Origin of the sequence: Pseudomonas frederiksbergensis (assembly GCF_000802155.2) — a bacterium.
GTDB classification, from domain to species: domain Bacteria; phylum Pseudomonadota; class Gammaproteobacteria; order Pseudomonadales; family Pseudomonadaceae; genus Aquipseudomonas; species Aquipseudomonas frederiksbergensis_A.
Map to the genome: position 1 here is coordinate 108,949 of NZ_JQGJ02000011.1, position 17,873 is coordinate 126,821.

The following is a 17,873-nucleotide window of genomic DNA, read 5'->3' on the forward strand; positions in this document are numbered from 1 at the left end:
ATGAAGGTCAAGATTGTTCGTTTTTGAATTAAATATTAATTTCTATCCGTATCTGTACTATTCTTTAGGCGTCAATCCTTAGCAAAGGAGCCTGAAATCACATGGCGACTTCATCAATCACCCTCGGTGCACAGCAACAATTGGACTCCCCGGATGCGGGTCGAGTCGCGTTGAAGTTCTTCTTCAATCTTATGGAGCTGTGGGGCTGCAGTGTCGAGCAGCAGCGCACTTTGTTGGGCAAAGTAGGGAACACGACCTTTTACAAGTACAAGCAGTTGCCCGACAACGTACGGTTGCCGCGTGACACCCTCGAACGCATTTCATACCTCATGGGTATTCATAAAGCGTTGAGCATCATCTTCAGCAACAACCGTGACCGTGCGTATCAATGGGTCAGCAGCCCCAATGCCGCCGCGCCTTTCAATGGCCAGTCGGCGCTTTCATACATGCTGGCCGGACGGGTGGTGGATATTGCCGATGTGCGGCGATACCTCGACGGAGTGCGCGGTTGATGACGCCGCCCCTGGCGGACCCGCAATGGAAACGGGCCTATCGGATCGTCAACAGCAGCTTCCCGCCGATCACGCTGTTTGAAGATGTCCTCGACCCAGAAGACCTGGCCACCGCCTATGCCCTGGAGGCTTTGACCAATGACCGGCTCATGGAAGAAGCGGGCGTGCTGACCAGGGTTCGTCCGGAAGATCGCGTCTCCGGTCCTGGTTCGTCGCCCGTGATGGCGGCTTTTACCCACATCGGCAAAAGCAGCCGTTTCAGCGATGGCACCTTCGGGGTCTATTACGCTGCCAGCAGCCAGGAAGCGGCCATTGCCGAGACGTGCTACCACCAGGCTCGGTTCCTGGGGGCCACCAACGAACCGGATCTGGAATTGACCATGCGGACTTATATCAATCAGGTCGTCAAACCCTTGCACGACATCCGCCACGATTATCCGCACCTGCATAATCCAGACCCCACGGCCTATGGCCCGTCCCAGGTATTTGCCCGGGAGCTGCGGGAAACCTTGTCCTGGGGGCTGCTGTATAACAGCGTCCGCCTGCCGGGCCACGAATGCGTCGCCGCGTTCCGGCCGCCGGCGGTGTCGATTCCGGTGCAGGGCAAGCACATCCGTTATGTCTGGAGCGCCCAGAAGCGGGAGATTTCGTTCGTGTTCGAGGTGAGCCAGGTTTGAGCGAATCCGCAACACACCTTACACGGCGAATACCCCGTGGCGAGGGAGCTTGCTCCCGCTGGGCTGCGTAGCAGCCCCCGTCTTGTGTCAACTTGCCGCGATCAACGCTTGTTCTTCCAGCCATATTTCTTGAACGAACGGATCTGTAATCGCGTAAATCCCGTGTCCGCGACGCATGATGATATTTTCGGCCACCAAGGCAATTACCACCGGTTGAATTTCTTCAATACGAACATCCCGACCCACGGCTTTTGAATATTCTCCTGCTGCGTCAGCGGAAAAAATGCCACGAGCATCCCCCGCCGCTGAGGCGATTTTATTGAAGATGGCTTGAGCCAGACTGCCCAATTGCTCAACCTTCTCAAGCTCTATATTGGCCGCAGCAGAACGCAGCGTACTGGCGATGACGGGCAAGAACAGGTCGGGTTTACCCTCTTGTTGCAATACTTGCCTAAGGGCCTTGAGCATTTCTTCCGGGCGGTTGCCAAGTGTGTCGAAAGCTTCCGTTGCGACTTTTAGTGAAGGCAATTTGTGCTGACTTACAGTCATTGCCAGGCGGTTCAACAGATACTCGACATAATCGCCCTTCAAGACGGGATATGCCGTGGAGGTAGCGCCGGAAAAAGCCTGGTTTCGCTTTGCTGTGAGTTCGCTGACCTGTGCGCGGTGAGAGCCTGTGCCGATGAACAGAAAGTAGCCAGGGGTATTGGGACGAGGATTGATGGCGTCACGCGCGGCTTTCAGCGCGAGCAACATCTGGTTGCCGTCTTCACAGGCGATGGCATGTTGTACCTCATCGACGATAAACACCAAGTCTGTCTTGGCCTGATCGACAACTTCTGCGAACGCTTGCGCGAGCGTCGTGCCCCCAACATTACCGACGCCTTCAAGTTTGAACCCGAACTTCAATCCTGCCGCACCGATATCGACCCCGCCGCCCCGCTTGAGCTTCTCAAGCAGGCCAGAGGCAGGCGTCTGTAATTCTTGCAGCACCTTGCGAATGGCGTCGTGCAATAAGGTGGCCGGATTGGCGAGGGTATCGCTCCAGAGGTCCACATAAATGACCAGCGCACCTTCTTTTTCAAGGGCTGGGATCAGGTCACTTCGCAAAAAAGTCGTTTTGCCGGTTCTGCGTAGCCCGGACAGAAACAGACCTGAACGCAAACCTTCGTCAAGTACGCCTGGATTGAGAAGCTAGTTGGCCATGCTTTCAGCCAGTTCAGGACGCTGGAAAATACTGCTCATGCAATTATCCTGTTTTATGGATTAGCCATAATTATTGCTGAGCCATAATTTAGCTTAAGATCTTGCGGAGGCTGGAAGCGAAACATTAGATTGCCCATCAAGCAACTGAAGGGCTGCTGCAGCCCAGCGGGAGCAGGCTCCCTCGCCACGAAGTGATCAGCCCTGATTGATCAAATCTTGAACTGCTGCACCGAAGCCTGCATCGATCCCGCCGCGTCGTTCAACTGATCCGCTGTATGCGTCAAATCGTGAATCGAGCGGGTATTTTCCCGCGATTGCTCGGCAATCGACTCCACCCGCTGGGCCATCTCATCGCTGGCTTTTGATTGCTCGGCAATGGTCTGGGAAATTTCCTCGACCACTTCCGCAGCATGACGCGCCCCCGTACGAATCTCGCTGATGGACACCCCTGCCTGCTGAGCCAGGTTCACGCCTTCATCCACTCGGCTGACACAGGCCTGCATGTTCGCCACCGCATCCCGGGCGCTGGACTGGATGCGCTCGATCATCGCGGTGATTTCCTGGGTGGATTGCGTGGTCCGCGCCGCCAGGTTGCGTACCTCATCGGCCACCACCGCAAAGCCGCGGCCTGCCTCACCGGCGCGAGCGGCTTCGATGGCAGCGTTGAGCGCCAGCAAATTGGTTTGTTCGGCGATGCTCTTGATCACCTGGATGATGGAATGAATATCCTCGGACGATGCATCCAGCGCAGTGATTTTGCTGGAGGACTGAGCGACCACCTCGGCGATCCGATTCATGCCTTCCACCACACCAAGGATCACCTGCCCTCCACTGCTCGCCAGATGCTCTGATTGCGCCGAAATCGTCCGCGCGCTGTCGGCGTGCTGATGAATCTGGCTGATGTTTGCCATCATCTGCTCCATGCTCGCCGCCATGCTGGTCGCGCTTTGGGCCTGCTGGTCGGCGCTGGACACAATCTGGCGAGCCGTATCGCCCAGGTTTCGCGACGTGCCGTGCAACTCATCGCTCTGGCTGCGGATCGTGGCGATCATCTGCCGCAGGTTGGCCTGCATCTGCTCGATCACCGCCTGCAACTGCCCCAGTTCATCATCCCCATGAGCACCCATCGAGCGCTGCAGATCACCTTGGGAAATGGCCTGGGTGTTGAGGATGATTTTATTCAGCGGCGTGAGCACAGCCTTGAGCAAACTCCACGACAGCAACGCCAACGCCACGCATGTGGCCAGCAAGGTGATGATCAGCCAGCGCTCGGAGGTATGGATGCTGTGATCTTGAAACTCGCGAGAAGATCGCGCCTGGTTCTCGATCAATTCACTGACCGCCTCGTTGCGCTCCTCCAGGGCTGAAAATGCCTTATCGAATTCAGTACGCAACGCCCGGCCATCCTGGGCGCCGCTCAACGCCTTGGCGATGACCTGTTTTGCCGAGGCGATATAGGCCTCGGCCTGAGGCTTGAGCTCGGCGATGGTCTGGGAAATCGTCCCAGGCAACCGGGCCTCGGCGTTCTCGGCGATGACCTTGCGCATCCGTTGCGAATGCTCGTCGAACGCCTCGGTCACTTCCTTAGCGCCTTCGGCATCACCTGGCGCCACCAGCAAGGCAGCCAACACATCGCCACGAATGGCGTCGTGCATCATGTCTGCCTCCATGTGCTTGCGCATGGCCGAAATGCTGGTCTCGTTCTGCGCCAAGGCCTCGGTCATGGCGTGATAACCCCAAAGCCCAATCCCGCCCAGCAACAGCGCAAAAAACAGGCTGACCAACCCCGAACCTACAACCTTGGTGCGGATTTTCATCGCTTGCTGCTCCTGGAGCGGGGATATTTGGGGAAGTGTAGTTGAGTGCCAGCGGGGGCTTCGAACAGGCAAAGCCCTTATTCGAGGCTATCGGCGGAAGGAATGATTAGATGAACCCGTGGCAAGGGAGCTTGCTCCCGCTGGACTGCGTAGCTCTCTTTTTATCTGCCCAGGCCAATGCTGCCCCGCTCAGCGAGCAGCATCGGGCCCGTTGTCCTTAAGCCGGATTACTCCCCGGCGCCTCCAGCACCTTCACCACGTCATCGATGACGGCTTTGCTCATGTCCTGCAAATAATACGAAGCCCAGGCATACCGATCCGTGCCGCGAATCATCGCCGCTTCTTCGGCCAAGACCTTGGCAACGTGTAGCAGGTCGGAAGCATGGGACAGAGCTTCGCCGATGGGGATGCCGCTGTTGACGCGGAATAGGGGGCGATCGGAGTGGTAGGAGAAGGGGGTTAGGCCTGGGGTTTTGAGGTCTTTGGGGTGGGTCATTGCGCACCTCCGTTCGCCAATTGGCGGCGGGTGGCTGGCAAAATGATAAAGCGAGACTGCAGCAGATCCATGGCGTGCATCGATGAACTCCCATATCAATTGAGAGCTGCCACGTTCGTTCTCAGGCGAATGGGTGGCAGCTGTGCGCAGGCTGAGAAACCGGAGATACAGGAACCCGGCAGACCCGAAGGTCTCCCACGCACAGCCGCCATTGCACGGAATGCGGAAATAAAAAAACGCCGCAAAACGTGGTTCCGGCGCTGTAGCGCCTGCATCTTACCCGGGTTCTCAGGCCCGGTCGCTGAATTGGCAGCGACGGTTGGAGAGTAGCGGGCGATTGGGTAGGGTGCAATCGTGGCCTGATGCTGGCGAGGGATGGATTCGTATTGTATGCGCGGATCCGCCAAAAACATCCCATAGTTTTAGCGCATAAAAAACCGCACGATTTGAGCATGCTGACCGGGTCAACCTAGGCTTGGCGGGTATTTGGCAGCCTTCTTAGGTTGCTAGAAGAGCTCGCCAACGTCCCGATAAAAGTATTTGTAACCCTGGATTGGAGGTGAATGATTTCTGGGGCTTGCCGGCCTCAAGCTTTTTCTTCACTGTAAAGACTAATGTCATTACAGCGAGGGCTATCTCATGGCTTCCATCAACGTTCGTATCGACGACGACCTCAAGGCGCGTGCATACCGTGAGCTGGAAAAGCTCGGCGTCACCCCTTCTGAGCTGATGCGCCAAGCTCTGCAGTACGTAGCGGAGCGCGGCCAGTTGCCGTTCAAGCCCGTCCTGATGACCGAGGACGATGAAGCCTTGATCGCAACGGTGCGCGAGCGACTCGCAGCCCCGCAGCGGGTTAAGGTTTCGCTAGATGACCTATAACCTCGAATTCGATGCACGGGCGCTAAAGGAATGGTAAAAGCTAGGGAATACTGTTCATGAGCAGCTCAAAAAGAAGCTCACGACGACCTGGCCAATCCGCGCATCGAAGCAAACCGACTGTATACCTTGTCTGATTGCTACAAGATCAAGCTGCGGAGCAGCGGTTATAGGTTGGTTTATCAGGTGATTGATCAGGATATCGTGGTGTTTGTCGTGGCTGTCGACAAGCGTGAGCGGGATCAAGTTTATCGGAAAGCGGCTGAGCGATTAGGTGGTTGAGTTGTCGGTGGGTTGATGGCCTCATCGCGAGCAAGCTTGCTGCCACAGGTTTTTCAGGGATGGACACCCAGAAACAACAAAGCCCCCGCATTTCTGCGAGGGCTTCGTTTTGTATGGTGGCACCAAGAATCGAAAAAGACAGTAACCTTATGATAATAATGGATTAATCTTTTGGCTCATCGCTAGGCTATCCCAAAAACTATCCTTTTCTTCTTCCTAGACTATCGGGTGTGATCAGCTTAAGCAGTCGAGGGGAATATTTGCCTTGTCCGCCCAGCAGGTTGATACCATAGAACTCCGCGACTTGATTGCATATTTATGTAGTTGTGCGTATTTCTACATGCCTAGAGAAGGTTGGCGAAGTTGTAGTTGTTAGTGTAGGTGTGGCCAAAAAATCAAGGTGGTGCTATATTTGCGCGCATATAACGTCGTTGCTATGTTGTCTATGTCAGTGAGAGTGTAAGGCGGGGATAATGGCCAAAGTTGAAGTCAAGGCAAAAGGGATTAAAAATAGGCTTAAGGCTATCAAATCTTATAGGGCTGTAGCTGAATATATATGGAATGGCTTTGACGCGGGCGCGACTTCTATTGATGTTAGGTACGAAGTTGATGATCTGGGGGGGATCAAATATCTCGCTGTGCAGGACAATGGCTCGGGAATTCCACACCATCAGGTTGAGAATAAGTTTAAGCCTATTCTATCTTCTGAAAAAAGAGATCTTGAGGTACAACACTCGCTCGTACATGGTAAAAATGGCCTTGGACGCTTGACCTTTTTTCATTTTGCACAAAGAGCAATATGGAGAACCCGATATGCCAGCGGCGATGAAGTATATGAATATGAAATTAAAGTAAGCGATGATGATATTGATAACTACAGCTTCTCCTCCGAGGAAAAAGTTTCCGGTAAAGAGGTGGGCACGTGTGTTAGTTTCGAAAATATTATCGGCCTGTCTGAGTCTTACATTAAAGATGAGTTGACTTCCTATCTGATTAAGGATTTCGCATGGCTGTTGGAACTGAAAAAAGATCAAGGTTTTGCGATTCGCATTAATGGCGCTGATATACCCTGTGAGTCTCTCGTTAGAGATTCAGAGGAATTTACTCTCAATATTGCTGATCACCTCTTTGATGTTAAGTTTGTAAGGTGGTCTAGAAAGTTGAATCGCCATTTCTCCAGGTTCTATTGTTCAGATCTTGTGGGTGGCTTTAAGTACTCACGTCCGACGACCCTTAATAATAAAGGGGATGAATTTTATCATAGTGTTTTTGTGGTGAGCGATTACTTTAAAGATTTTAGTGTTGGCAAGGAAGGCGGGCAAATTGATCTGTTATCCGCTACGACGGATCAATCTGAGGAATTCAAGGAGATGATAAAGAACATTAATTCATTCCTGAGAAGCAAGCGTAAACCTTTCATTGTTGATCATGCTAAGAAGCTAGTAGAAGAGTTTGAGGCTAAAGGCTATTTTCCTGAGTTTAATTCGAAGAATAATTGGGAGCTAGCGCGGCATGAAGATTTGAAAGAGACCATTACTCAACTCTATCAGGTAGAACCAAAAATATTTTCCAATTTGAACCCTACTCAAAAGGTTACCTTCATTAGGTTTATATCTTTAATTGTTGATAGCGGTGAGGTTGAGGATTTATTTAAAATACTCGACGGTGTAGTTGATTTGTCCTCAGGAGAGAGGGAGCGCTTTGCGCGTCAACTGCAGACAACCAAAATGTCATCGATAGTAAACACTATCGAGTTGATAAGCGATCGATATAAGTCTGTCGCGGAATTTAAGAAGTTGGTATTCGATCCGAATATGTATGCCGGAGAAGTCCCACATCTACAGAAGATGATGGAGAAAAATTACTGGCTAATAGGTGAGGAGTACCAACTTCTAACCGCAGCTGAGCCAAAATTTGAAGAAGCTTTACGCCGATATACATACTTGCTGCATGGTATAGATAGTAAGGGCGCAGTTGATCATGAGAGCAAAAACAGAGAAATGGATTTGTTCCTTGTTAGACAAGGGAAGAAGCAAAGCATAGTAGAGAATATTGTGCTTGAGTTAAAGCATCCTACGAATATTCGTCTGGGCAAGAAAGAGTTTGATCAGGTTTATGATTATTATCAGGTAATTAGATCGATTGATCAGTTTAATGGTTCCAATATGGATTGGAAGTTTTATTTGATAGGGAATCAATTTGACTCGACTGGCTATATTGAAAGCCAGATAAAGAGTCATAAAAACCATGGTGAACCTGGATTGATGTTTATTGGTGAATATCGGGTGTACGCATTTAGATGGAGTGAGATTTTTACTGAATTTGAGTTGAAGCACGATTTTTTAAATAAAAATCTCCAACTCGAATTGGAGCGGCTTACTGATGGCAGGCATGATTCTGCAGACGACATAGTGGCTGCGGTGAGAACCTCTGACGCTCCGAAAGAAATGGTCGCCTAGCCGAATATTTAGTCTTCTTAAAGTCAGGCTATCGGGGCGGTAGCCCGCTCTCAGAAATAACACGGTTTCTGTGCAGATTTACACAAGTGGGGGGAGTCGGTCCCTGCCGTCGAGTTTGGTGAAGAGATCGGTGACCACAGTCCAATTCCCATCCAGGTTCATAATGCTTTGCCATCACGGAGTTTTGTAGGTGGCTGCATGCTTCACAAAAACTCAGCTTTTGAGGGCGCGATTGGGTTACTCGGTATTTAAAAAAGGCGGGGACAGAAAAGGGGACTGATTTACTTCTCAGAAAATAAATCAGTCCCCTTTTTTCGTATGCAATTATTATCGAATAAGATACCAAAGGTCATGAAAGTTGCCACTACTTTGTGGCAACTTTCTACCATGTTCCGCTAGTCAGATTGACTTCGGTGTAGAGAGGTGCGGAGCGTATATTACGGGTGCCTGCAGTTAGGCGTCCAATATTTGGATGGCATCGTCTTTCGTTAGGCTGAAATCTATACCTAGCTCTGCTCGCTTCTGAAGCATACGTGAGTATTTTGGAATCATGGGCATGTGGCTGTTTAAATTGTCATTCTTTAGTAAGTATGGTTTCTGTTCTTGAAACTTACCTTGTGTCTCAATTAGAAAGCGACAAAATCCCATGTATTCAGTTTCGTTATTTCCATCAAAGCCTCTGAAGAACGAGTAAGGATGAGAAGTGATGACTGAGCTTTTGCTTGAACGCTTCAAGTCTTCAATTGCACGGTACAGGTCGAGAATGTCAAGTACAAAGCGACCCTCTTCAGAAGGCATGTCATCGCCAACCCATTGGTCAATCATATTGTAGAAAATGGAGTAGCCATTCTCTAGGATATCAATCAGTTCTTTGTAGTGGCTGCGATCATCAGTATCAAGTGCAGCAAGAATCTTGTATTGATTTATCAGGATTATGCGATCTTTCTTATCTAGGGTGGTCATTGTTGGCCTCCTTGGGTCAGTATTTTGTGTTTGATGTGGCGGGCCATCCCCACGATATCAGGGTATATCGTGTATTCGTTTAGATTAGACCACTTTAAGAACTCTCGGGCCTCGGCCTTAGCTTCTTTCGGGAGTATGATTTTACGAAAGCAAGATGTCGCTGCAGCTTCAAATGTAGCGTCCTGAGTACCAAAGATTGTGAAAGTGCCGTTTTGTGCTCGAAGTCTTTCGCTAATTTGAGTGGGACGAATGGCTAGAGGCTTTTCAATTTGAACTGGTCGATTTTCCCAGTAAAGCTTTTTGTATTCGAATTCTTTCTCTTCAGGTACTGAGATTACATTTTCTCTTCTGCTCAAGCGATTCAATGCAATCGGGTCTAATACAAAAAGTGCGCTATCATTTTCGTCTGAGTAGTCACTATGTAAAATGAAAGCTATTGCAACTCCTAATACAGTGGTCCAGTCTAAAAGTCGAGTTGGTATCCAGTAGTGTTGCATGTCAAAAAGCGTTTCCCAATCATTCGCGCGTTTGTCGAACAGTCGAGAGGCTGTTTGTGTGAACTCAAAAAATAAAGCTTTCTCTTTTTCCTCCCAGTTCTGCTCTCTTGGCAGGCTTGGGATTAGATGCCAAGAGGGGTCGGAATGTCCGCGATACCAAGTCTCTAAAGGGCTACCTAACTCAAGTTCAGCTTCTCTTACGTTGGCCAGAAAATCATTCCATGCTGACATTCGGTTTCTCTATAGTTATGACCACTATTAAGTAGTTTTTAATCTGCTTGTTGGCGAAGCTTCCTGCAGTCGAATTGACGTGCAGGTCTAATGAGTCAGGACTGAAAAACTTGTTTCTTGTGAGCTAAAGCCTCCATCTAGATCGACTTTGCTTCTACTCTAGCCATTGTGTGAGATTCCGAATGGCAGAGTATCGGGTAAAAAATACGCTCCAGTCATAGCTAGGCGTCTTATGACTCTAGCTCAGCTTAAGATTTCTTGCAATCGTACTCAGTTAATTATTCACAGTCGAATTAGTCTAAAGTCTATAGCTATCTTTGGTTCTATTGAGGCTATATCTGCGGAACGTGATTATTAGCACCAGCTTCCATTCAGAGATTAAATACCCATGACTTTCCTAGATGCCGGGCAAGTCGCCGAGCTGTAAGCACATAGTAATGCCTTGTCACCTGGTTGCGGTCGGAAAGACAATGATCAAGAAACCAAATCAAGTGCTTTTGCTGCCAAGCCCAAGGTGTTTCTCGCCGCCAGCGCTTTGAAATTTCAGCTTGGATTAGCATCGCCTGCCGCAGATGGCGTTGCCGCGTCGTGTGCGAGCCGGTCAGCACGCCAGCCAAGAACAACTCCATATCGAACGGCTTGCTCATACTCGACCACCAATGTAAGCACCGACCACTTCAATCCGTCGATGCCCCAGCTCATAGCTGATTTGCCTCTGGGCATCACGATCAAGGTTCCTATCTGCCAGATAACATTGGCCACCGTTGATAGGCGCACGGTGTTGGGTAATTTGCTCGTAGCGCTCACATGCGTACGCGGCTCGAAGCTCATGGAAACCTTTGAGGTCGTGTGCATGCAGGATGTCCCGCGCAGGGCGGATGATTTCTTGCAGAAAATTTAGGTAGCTTTCGTGTGGCGTAAAAAAGGGGACGGATTTATTTTCTTATCAAAAACGGGGTTCTGCGCGCAGGAATGCTAGGTTTGAACACACCATTCCTCAGGCAGCACCGCTTCAATGCCGGGCCAACACACCCGAAGGAGCCCCGTAATGGACCTACACAACGAGTTCGAAAACAGCAAATTCTTTCACAACGCTCGTATTGATCGACGTGCTGCCGATGCCTTGGTCGGGCTGGCCGCTGGGATTACGGCCGACGGTGTCGTGAACGTCAACGAAGCGGTTTTTCTAAAGCAATGGTTGGAAAACAATCTCGCACATCTGAATGACCCGGTGATCAATCTGCTCTATTCGCGTTTGGCCTCCATGCTTCAGGACGATGCTCTGGACCCTGACGAATCTCTTGAGCTGCTTAACATCCTACGTAGTTTTTCTGGAGTAGGCATTGAGAAGTCGCAGGTCGGCGGAGCTATGGCTGTTGCTCCTACGGACCTTCCATTCAATTCACCGGCTCCTGACTTGATGTGGGACGGCCGGTTGTTTGTATTTACAGGCGTAATGGCTTTTGGCCCGCGCAAAGATTGTCAGGCATTGGTCGAGGAGCGTGGCGGTTTGATTGGTGGTGGTGTGAGCAAGAAGGTGCATTACCTAGTGGTCGGCAGCGTGGGTAATGAGCAGTGGCGCCACAGTACTTACGGAACGAAGATTATGAAGGCAGTGGAGCTGCGGGAGGCGGGGGCTTCGATTGCGATTGTGGGTGAGGACCACTGGCAAAAGATGCTGTTTGGTTGAGATTGCTTCCGTCGTGGTGTTCTAAAAGATTGCCCATCTTGGCCGAAAGATTTTCGATGGGTTGACGGCCTCATCGCGAGCAAGCTTGTTCCCGCAGGTTTCAGCATGGGGTAAAAGTGGACGGTCCAGAAACAACAAAGCCCTCGCATTTCTGCGAGGGCTTTGTTTTGTATGGTGCCGGCACCAGGAGTCGAACCCGGGACCTACTGATTACAAGTCAGTTGCTCTACCAACTGAGCTATACCGGCGTGTGGGCGACGATTATAGCGATTGGGAAGGTTCTGTAAACCCCTGAATTCTGACTATTTTTAGACGGGCAGCAGTTCCGGTGGATGGGGCGCGGTTGGGCGGGGCGTGAGGGGCTTGGCGGCGGGCGGTTGCTTTACTCATGCGGGGCAAGCCAAAGCGCCTGTGGGGCGGGGCGAAAATGCTGCCGGACCCAACGTTTATGCTGGTTTGCTCAGCTGCTTATGCACAATCGATAGGACGTTGCGAGTGATATCTTTCGGTTTTGTGACAATTTCCCGGTTTGCTCGCAAGCTGCTGTTTTCATGGTTTTTTATCCATGTGAACAAAAAATGACCAGCTAAGTTTCAACCCGAAAATCACGGTTTTCTTGGATCCAGGTTTATTTCATCAACAGAGTTATCCACAGGCTGTTTCGCCTTGGCGATGCTCTGCCAGCAACAGCAGGTTGCGCGGCGTCAGGAGGGTTTCGCAGAAGGTGCCGAGGCGGACGTCGTAGCCTTTTTGGCTGAGGAAAAGTGCCCGGTCCAGCACCAGCCAAAGCTCCAGTGGTCGGCGGAAAAGGCCTCGCACCAATTCCAGGTTTCGCACCTCGGCCAGGCGCTGCTGGCCTGCTGCTTCCAGGGCGGCCCAATCAGGTGTGCCGACTGTGGATAAGCCTTTCAGGGCTGCCAGATCGGTACAGTACTGGGCGAAAGATTTTTCCAGCCAGGCGCTGGGCAATGAGGGGGTGGCCAGGTAGTCGTCGCACCCTCTGATTTGTCGCTGCAGCAGGTCGAAGCCCAGGCGCCATGCCATGGATTGGTCCCGTTGCCTTCTTACGCGGGCGCCAGCGGTGACGGTCTCGGTCTGCGGCAGGCTGAGATCGTCGAGCGACAGTTGTAGGCCGGAGCCTTTGGCGGCGTCGGACAGCGCTTGATAACGCTCGCTGTTGATGCGGTTGTAACAGCACGGCGCGATCGCCAGTTGTGCACAGCCAGCGGCGCTGGCCAGGTGCATCAGGCGCACGTGCAAGTCGCCGCAGGCGTGCAGGGCTACGGGGGTGTGTTCCGGATGCAGCACCTGGTTCGCGTCCGCTGCCAGTACGTCTTGTTGCAGGTGCGTGGCGGGCAGGTGGTGGCGTTGGCTCAGCAACTGGCCGCTGGCGATCAAGGCAGGATCGTATTCCAGGCAGGTCAGTTGCTGCTCATCGTGCAGCAAGCGTCGACCGAGGTGGCCTTTGCCGGCGCACCAATCGAGCCAGTGGGTCGGTGCGGTGGAGAAGCGCAGGCGGCTGGCGAAGGCTTCGATCTGCTGCCATTTGCGCCCGGGTACGTCGACGTTGAGGCGGTGGCTTGATGCTTCGAGCGCATTGGCCGGCAATTCTGCGACCGCGCCGAGGGTGCGGGAGATAGCGGCCAATTCTGGAAACGGCGCTGGCGCATCCTCCATTAACCATGGCTGGTGATGGTCGTTTTCCGCAGTCTCAAGCGAACGCTGGCGTAGCCATTGGGCCAATTCCGGGTGGGACGTTTCCCAAGGCATCTGCAGATGGATGAAGGGACGCGGTTTCCATAGTGCCTGATGAGTGGTGAGAAAAACGTCCAGCGCCATGAAACGGGCGAGCAATGCCTCGCCCGTCAGGACGCGGCTGTCAGCGTCCCTGGCAGGCATCAACGCGCAACCAGCGTTCCAGCTGCTTGAAGCCTTGCACCAGAACGAACGACATCAGCAGATAGAACATGCCGGCCGCGAAGAAAATCTCCACAGGCATGTAGGTCCTGGCGATGATGGTGCGGGCCATGCCGGTAAGTTCCAGCAAGGTCACGGTACTCGCCAGGGCGCTGGCCTTGAGCATCAGGATCACTTCGTTGCTGTAGGCCGGCAGGCCGATGCGCGCGGCGCGGGGCAGCATGATGTAGAACAGCGCCTTGGGCCGCGACATGCCCAAGGCCCGTGCGGCTTCGATTTCGCCACGAGGGATGGCCTGGATCGCGCCGCGCAGGATCTCGGCGATGTAAGCGGCTGTGTGCAGGGTCATGGTGGCCGTGGCGCACCAGAATGGGTCCCGCAAATACGGCCACAACGCACTGCTGCGCACGGCATCGAATTGTGCCAGGCCGTAATAGACAAGGAACAACTGGACCAGCAGCGGCGTGCCACGGAAAAAGAAGATGTAGGCGTAGGGCAATGCCCGCACCTGCCACAGGCGCGATGAGCGGGCGATGCCCAGCGGAATCGCCAGCAGTAGCCCTGCGATCACGGCGATAGCCACCAACTCCAGGGTCAATGTGGCGCCCTGGGCCAGCTTCGGCAGCCACTTGATGATGACGTCCCAGTTCATTGGGTGCTCCTGGCAAAGCCGCGGGCGGCGCGTTTTTCCAGCAGGTGCATGCCGAGCATGGCGAGCACTGTCAGGCCCAGGTACATAAGTGCGGCGACCATATAGAACGTGAACGGTTGCTTGGAGATGGTCACGCCGATTTGCGCGTGACGCATGATTTCTTCCAGGCCGATCACCGAAACCAGCGCGGTATCCTTCATGAGGATCATGAACAGGTTGCCCAGGCCGGGCAGGGCGATGCGCCACATCTGCGGCAGGATCAACCGAGTAAAGATTCGCCATTTCGACAGGCCCAAAGCTACGCCGGCTTCACGGTGCCCCTTGGGTATCGCCAGGATCGCACCGCGAAACACTTCCGTCGCGTAGGCGCCAAAGCACAGGCCGAGGGCGATGACGCCGGCGGCGAAGGCGTTGAGGGCAAGGTCGGGGTTGCCGAAATATTCACCCAAGGCACGCATCAGGTTGACGGTGCCGAAGTAGATCAACAGCACCCAGAGCAATTCCGGAATGCCGCGGACCAGTGTCGAATAGGTGCCGCCAAGCCATTGCAGCGGCTTGTACGGGGAGGTCTTGGCAAGGGCGCCGAGCAGGCCGAGCACGAGCCCCAGGCAAAGGGCCGACAGGGCCAACTTGACCGTCATCAGCGCGCCGGCGGCAAGCGCCGGGCCGAATCCATATAGGTCGATCATCATGGGTATTTGTTATATCGCGGCAGGCTTGGCTAAGGACCGGCGCCGCGCAGGAGCGGGCGCCAGCCAGGCACGTCAGTATCAATAGATGCTGAACGGGAAGTACTTGTCGTTGATTTTTTTATAGGTGCCGTCGGCAATGATTTCCTTGAGCGCGGCGTTCAGCTTGTTGCGCAGCTCGTTGTCACCCTTGCGCAGCGCAATGGCGATTTTGTCGCCCTCAACCACCGGATCGCCCTTGAATTCGTAAGCACGCCCAGCGTCGGTTTTCAGCCAGTCGTAGTTGACGTATTTGTCCGCCAGGATCGCGTCGACGCGGCCGGAAACCAGGTCAAGGTAGGCGTTTTCCTGGGTGTCGTAGAGTTTGGTGGTCACGTCGCTGCCCAGTTCGTCTTCCAGCCAGGTGCCGGCAAGCGTGGAGCGCTGTGCCCCGATGGTCTTACCTTTGAGGGACTCTTTATCGACCTTGAAATCGACGTTTTTAGGGGCGATGAATTGCAGTTTGTTAGAGTAGTACGGGTCGGTGAAGTCCACCGCTTGCTTGCGCTCTTCATTGATCGAAAGCGAAGAAATCAGGAAGTCGAACTTCTTGGCCATCAGGGCCGGAATGATGCCGTCCCAGTCGGACGTAACCACTTCGCACTCGACTTTCATCTTGGCGCACAGAGCATCGCCGATGTCTTTATCGAAACCCACGACCTGGCCGCTGGCATCCTTGTTGTTGAACGGAGGATAAGCCGCTTCGATGCCCATCTTCAGTTTTTCGGCCGCCATGGCGTTTGCCGAAAAGATCAGGCTGGCCGCTGCGACCAGGAGGAACTTCTTGTAAGTCTGCATGGGTACTGCTCCGTTAGCGGTTGCTGGACATGAATTGCTTACAGCGCGCCGAAAGCGGGGTTTCGAAGACCTGCTGTGGCGATCCTTGCTCCTCGACCAGGCCTTGATGAAGGAACACGACTTCGCTGGAAACCTGACGGGCGAAGCCCATTTCGTGGGTCACCAGCAGCATGGTGCGACCCTCCTCGGCCAGGGCGCGGATCACACCTAGTACTTCCTGGACCATTTCCGGGTCAAGGGCGGAAGTTGGCTCGTCGAACAGAATCACTTTGGGCTGCATCGCCAGTGTGCGGGCGATGGCGGCACGTTGCTGCTGGCCGCCGGACAGTTCGGCCGGGTAGGCGTGGCGCTTGTCGGCGATGCCGACCTTGGCCAGCAAGGCTTCGGCGCCTTCGACGGCTTCGGCCTTGCTCTGGCCCAGCACCCGGCGCGGGGCTTCGATGATGTTGTCGAGCACGCTCATGTGGGGCCAGAGATTAAAGTTCTGAAATACAAAACCGATCTCGCTGCGCATGCGGTTGATCTGTTTGCCGTCGGCGGCCACCAGTTCACCGTTTTTCGCGGCCTTGAGCTTGAGTTCTTCGCCGGCCACCAGAATCTGGCCCTGGTTGGGATTTTCCAGCAGGTTGATGCAGCGCAAAAACGTGGACTTGCCGGAACCGGAGGAGCCCAGGATCGAGATCACGTCGCCGTCGCGAGCGGTCAGCGAGACGCCTTTGAGCACCTCCAGCTTTCCGTAGCGTTTATGCAAGTTGCGGATTTCAAGCGCGGGCGTGGCCTGGGCCATGTGCGGTCCTCATGATATGTGCTCCCTTGCTGTTGGCAGCCTTCCTGGCGAGGCGGCCAAGCTAGCATGCGTCCGAATGACAGCCAACAGCGCTTCGGACGGTAGGCCAATGATGTGCATCAGGTTGTCGCATCGACACAGCAGACTGTCGCGCTATCAACAACCGAACGGCTGTTTTAACCATGCACACCGGCAAAATGCCTGGGAGTCGCTAAAAAAAGGCGCGATGGTGCCAGCTTTGGGCGGGGGTGGGAAGGGTTAATCGGATGAGCGTTGTCTATTCCGACTGGCGTTCGGCTCAACTCCCAATTGATCTAAACGGCGAGGCTCATGTAGTGCTCAAACGAGATGGCACTCATTTCAGGAGTTTGTTGCCATGAAGTCGCTAGCGTCCACTATCGTCTTGATGGGGACGCTGCTGTTCCCCATCGTCGTCAACGCCACCAACCTCACGCCCATCGACAACTCGGGCGTGCAGGTCCAACCCATGCAGCAGAACGGTATCACCTATCTGTCCGGAGGCATCGGCGAGGACGAAGCCCGGGCCATCGAGCAGGCCCAGGGCTACAACCTGCACATGACGTTTGCGATCGGCCCCGAGAACAAATACGTCCCGGATGTGGACGTGACCGTGCAGAACGCATCGGGGCAAACATTGCTGACGCTCAGCGATGCAGGCCCGTTGGTGTATGTACAGCTACCGCCGGGCAAGTACGGCGTGGTGGCGACGCGTAACGGCGTGGAGCGTCGCGACACCGCCAACGTGGCCGGCGGAGCCGCGCGAAAGCTGGTGTTCCACTGGAACAGTAGCGAGTAGCCGGGGAGCTTACTCGCTGGCGGGCTCTTCCATGGATTGACGATAACGGTCCAGCGCCTCGCTGAAATCCTTGATGAACTCCGGCGTGCTGAGCCAGCGCTGGGCGGTTTCGCGATCCATGTCATCGGCCCACATGCGATAGTCCACCAGCATATCCGCGGCCAGGTTGGTCGCGGCCATGCTCTCGTTTTCGGCGTTTTTCAGGTCCAGCAGGGCCGGGCGCTCGATGATCATCTCGCTGACATTGCTAAGCAGCGTGTCAAGCATTTGGCTGCGGCTGACCGCCTCGGCTTCGCGCAGCTTGGCAAACAGTTCCAGCACGTAGACTGGTGGCTGGGCGGTGGCGTGGGCCGGATCGCCGTACATCGGGATGGATTTGCGTCCCGTCATGCGGATTTGCTTGGCTTTGTCTTTGGCGCGCTTGGCGCGTTTCTGCTGTTTGTTCAGTGAGGCCATTGGGCTTCGGTT

18 protein-coding genes, 1 tRNA gene and 2 pseudogenes are annotated in these 17,873 nt (G+C 53.7%); 7 read left to right on the top strand and 14 right to left on the bottom strand.

Annotation, left to right across the window (positions count from 1 at the left end; genetic code table 11):
• Positions 1–101 precede the first annotated feature (101 nt).
• Positions 102–512, top strand: coding sequence for an MbcA/ParS/Xre antitoxin family protein (locus JZ00_RS19930; RefSeq protein WP_039592673.1), 411 nt, complete (start codon positions 102–104; stop codon positions 510–512).
• Positions 512–1,189, top strand: coding sequence for an RES family NAD+ phosphorylase (locus JZ00_RS19935; protein WP_039592674.1), 678 nt, complete (start codon positions 512–514; stop codon positions 1,187–1,189). Before JZ00_RS19930 ends, JZ00_RS19935 begins: the two co-directional genes overlap by 1 nt.
• A gap of 87 nt (positions 1,190–1,276) precedes the next feature.
• Here the strand turns inward: JZ00_RS19935 and JZ00_RS19940 are convergent, their stop codons facing one another.
• The 3 genes from JZ00_RS19940 to JZ00_RS19950 all read right to left on the bottom strand — a co-directional run bounded on the left by JZ00_RS19940 (position 1,277) and on the right by JZ00_RS19950 (position 4,708).
• Complete coding sequence (locus JZ00_RS19940) at positions 1,277–2,353, bottom strand: ATP-binding protein (protein ID WP_235433104.1); 1,077 nt, start codon at positions 2,351–2,353, stop codon at positions 1,277–1,279.
• A 251-nt stretch (positions 2,354–2,604) separates the two neighbouring features.
• Positions 2,605–4,212, bottom strand: coding sequence for a methyl-accepting chemotaxis protein (locus tag JZ00_RS19945; protein WP_039592675.1), 1,608 nt, complete (start codon positions 4,210–4,212; stop codon positions 2,605–2,607).
• A 217-nt stretch (positions 4,213–4,429) separates the two neighbouring features.
• Positions 4,430–4,708, bottom strand: coding sequence for a DUF3077 domain-containing protein (locus JZ00_RS19950; protein WP_039592676.1), 279 nt, complete (start codon positions 4,706–4,708; stop codon positions 4,430–4,432).
• A 639-nt stretch (positions 4,709–5,347) separates the two neighbouring features.
• Between JZ00_RS19950 and JZ00_RS19955 the strand changes: the two genes are divergently transcribed.
• From JZ00_RS19955 to JZ00_RS19960, 3 genes and pseudogenes are all read left to right on the top strand, one after another.
• The gene (locus JZ00_RS19955; RefSeq protein ID WP_027911784.1) at positions 5,348–5,587 is read left to right on the top strand and encodes a type II toxin-antitoxin system RelB/DinJ family antitoxin; all 240 of its coding nucleotides are present in this window, start codon (positions 5,348–5,350) and stop codon (positions 5,585–5,587) included.
• A pseudogene (locus JZ00_RS30355) lies at positions 5,577–5,866 on the top strand (type II toxin-antitoxin system RelE family toxin). Before JZ00_RS19955 ends, JZ00_RS30355 begins: the two are co-directional and overlap by 11 nt.
• Before the next feature lie 473 nt (positions 5,867–6,339).
• Positions 6,340–8,325, top strand: coding sequence for an ATP-binding protein (locus JZ00_RS19960; RefSeq protein WP_039592677.1), 1,986 nt, complete (start codon positions 6,340–6,342; stop codon positions 8,323–8,325).
• Between the two features lie 453 nt (positions 8,326–8,778).
• On the opposite strand, the gene JZ00_RS19965 is transcribed toward JZ00_RS19960, so the two are convergent.
• From JZ00_RS19965 to JZ00_RS31560, 4 genes and pseudogenes are all read right to left on the bottom strand, one after another.
• On the bottom strand, positions 8,779–9,288 hold the full coding sequence (locus JZ00_RS19965; protein ID WP_039592678.1) for a YfbU family protein: 510 nt from the start codon (positions 9,286–9,288) through the stop codon (positions 8,779–8,781).
• The gene (locus JZ00_RS19970; protein ID WP_039592679.1) at positions 9,285–10,016 is read right to left on the bottom strand and encodes an FRG domain-containing protein; all 732 of its coding nucleotides are present in this window, start codon (positions 10,014–10,016) and stop codon (positions 9,285–9,287) included. Before JZ00_RS19970 ends, JZ00_RS19965 begins: the two co-directional genes overlap by 4 nt.
• 371 nt (positions 10,017–10,387) lie before the next feature.
• Positions 10,388–10,663, bottom strand: a complete 276-nt coding sequence (locus JZ00_RS30360) for a hypothetical protein (RefSeq protein WP_082112114.1) — start codon at positions 10,661–10,663, stop codon at positions 10,388–10,390.
• Positions 10,660–10,932, bottom strand: a pseudogene (locus JZ00_RS31560) (integrase domain-containing protein); the annotation flags it as partial. The gene JZ00_RS30360 and the pseudogene JZ00_RS31560, both read right to left, overlap by 4 nt.
• A 132-nt stretch (positions 10,933–11,064) precedes the next feature.
• Between JZ00_RS31560 and JZ00_RS19980 the strand changes: the two are divergent.
• Positions 11,065–11,706: a BRCT domain-containing protein gene (locus JZ00_RS19980; RefSeq protein WP_039592681.1), complete on the top strand. Its 642-nt coding sequence runs from the start codon at positions 11,065–11,067 to the stop codon at positions 11,704–11,706.
• Positions 11,707–11,878: 172 nt separating this feature from the next.
• Here the strand turns inward: JZ00_RS19980 and JZ00_RS19985 are convergent.
• The 6 genes from JZ00_RS19985 to JZ00_RS20010 form a co-directional block, all read right to left on the bottom strand.
• Positions 11,879–11,954: transfer RNA gene (locus tag JZ00_RS19985), tRNA-Thr, on the bottom strand.
• Between the two features lie 397 nt (positions 11,955–12,351).
• Complete coding sequence (locus tag JZ00_RS19990; RefSeq protein ID WP_039592682.1) at positions 12,352–13,605, bottom strand: methyltransferase; 1,254 nt, start codon at positions 13,603–13,605, stop codon at positions 12,352–12,354.
• Positions 13,586–14,275, bottom strand: coding sequence for an ABC transporter permease (locus JZ00_RS19995; protein WP_039592683.1), 690 nt, complete (start codon positions 14,273–14,275; stop codon positions 13,586–13,588). Before JZ00_RS19995 ends, JZ00_RS19990 begins: the two co-directional genes overlap by 20 nt.
• On the bottom strand, positions 14,272–14,967 hold the full coding sequence (locus JZ00_RS20000; RefSeq protein WP_039592684.1) for an ABC transporter permease: 696 nt from the start codon (positions 14,965–14,967) through the stop codon (positions 14,272–14,274). Before JZ00_RS20000 ends, JZ00_RS19995 begins: the two co-directional genes overlap by 4 nt.
• Before the next feature lie 78 nt (positions 14,968–15,045).
• Complete coding sequence (locus tag JZ00_RS20005) at positions 15,046–15,801, bottom strand: ABC transporter substrate-binding protein (protein ID WP_039592685.1); 756 nt, start codon at positions 15,799–15,801, stop codon at positions 15,046–15,048.
• 13 nt (positions 15,802–15,814) lie between these two features.
• A complete protein-coding gene (locus tag JZ00_RS20010) occupies positions 15,815–16,588 on the bottom strand; it encodes an ABC transporter ATP-binding protein (RefSeq protein ID WP_039592686.1) in 774 nt (257 codons plus the stop codon).
• A 376-nt stretch (positions 16,589–16,964) separates the two neighbouring features.
• Between JZ00_RS20010 and JZ00_RS20015 the strand changes: the two genes are divergently transcribed.
• Positions 16,965–17,405, top strand: a complete 441-nt coding sequence (locus JZ00_RS20015; protein WP_039592687.1) for a hypothetical protein — start codon at positions 16,965–16,967, stop codon at positions 17,403–17,405.
• A 9-nt stretch (positions 17,406–17,414) separates the two neighbouring features.
• Here the strand turns inward: JZ00_RS20015 and JZ00_RS20020 are convergent, their stop codons facing one another.
• On the bottom strand, positions 17,415–17,861 hold the full coding sequence (locus tag JZ00_RS20020) for a hypothetical protein (RefSeq protein ID WP_039592688.1): 447 nt from the start codon (positions 17,859–17,861) through the stop codon (positions 17,415–17,417).
• Positions 17,862–17,873: the final 12 nt, after the last annotated feature.

Bases quoted from the DNA above. Each gene is read 5' to 3' on its own strand.
- JZ00_RS19930 (WP_039592673.1), top strand. From the start codon at position 102: ATGGCGACTTCATCAATCACCCTCGGTGCACAGCAACAATTGGACTCC.
- JZ00_RS19935 (WP_039592674.1), top strand. From the start codon at position 512: ATGACGCCGCCCCTGGCGGACCCGCAATGGAAACGGGCCTATCGGATC.
- JZ00_RS19945 (WP_039592675.1), bottom strand. From the start codon at position 4,212: ATGAAAATCCGCACCAAGGTTGTAGGTTCGGGGTTGGTCAGCCTGTTT.
- JZ00_RS19950 (WP_039592676.1), bottom strand. From the start codon at position 4,708: ATGACCCACCCCAAAGACCTCAAAACCCCAGGCCTAACCCCCTTCTCC.
- JZ00_RS19955 (WP_027911784.1), top strand. From the start codon at position 5,348: ATGGCTTCCATCAACGTTCGTATCGACGACGACCTCAAGGCGCGTGCA.
- JZ00_RS19960 (WP_039592677.1), top strand. From the start codon at position 6,340: ATGGCCAAAGTTGAAGTCAAGGCAAAAGGGATTAAAAATAGGCTTAAG.
- JZ00_RS19965 (WP_039592678.1), bottom strand. From the start codon at position 9,288: ATGACCACCCTAGATAAGAAAGATCGCATAATCCTGATAAATCAATAC.
- JZ00_RS19970 (WP_039592679.1), bottom strand. From the start codon at position 10,016: ATGTCAGCATGGAATGATTTTCTGGCCAACGTAAGAGAAGCTGAACTT.
- JZ00_RS30360 (WP_082112114.1), bottom strand. From the start codon at position 10,663: ATGAGCAAGCCGTTCGATATGGAGTTGTTCTTGGCTGGCGTGCTGACC.
- JZ00_RS19980 (WP_039592681.1), top strand. From the start codon at position 11,065: ATGGACCTACACAACGAGTTCGAAAACAGCAAATTCTTTCACAACGCT.
- JZ00_RS19990 (WP_039592682.1), bottom strand. From the start codon at position 13,605: ATGCCTGCCAGGGACGCTGACAGCCGCGTCCTGACGGGCGAGGCATTG.
- JZ00_RS19995 (WP_039592683.1), bottom strand. From the start codon at position 14,275: ATGAACTGGGACGTCATCATCAAGTGGCTGCCGAAGCTGGCCCAGGGC.
- JZ00_RS20000 (WP_039592684.1), bottom strand. From the start codon at position 14,967: ATGATGATCGACCTATATGGATTCGGCCCGGCGCTTGCCGCCGGCGCG.
- JZ00_RS20005 (WP_039592685.1), bottom strand. From the start codon at position 15,801: ATGCAGACTTACAAGAAGTTCCTCCTGGTCGCAGCGGCCAGCCTGATC.
- JZ00_RS20010 (WP_039592686.1), bottom strand. From the start codon at position 16,588: ATGGCCCAGGCCACGCCCGCGCTTGAAATCCGCAACTTGCATAAACGC.
- JZ00_RS20015 (WP_039592687.1), top strand. From the start codon at position 16,965: ATGAAGTCGCTAGCGTCCACTATCGTCTTGATGGGGACGCTGCTGTTC.
- JZ00_RS20020 (WP_039592688.1), bottom strand. From the start codon at position 17,861: ATGGCCTCACTGAACAAACAGCAGAAACGCGCCAAGCGCGCCAAAGAC.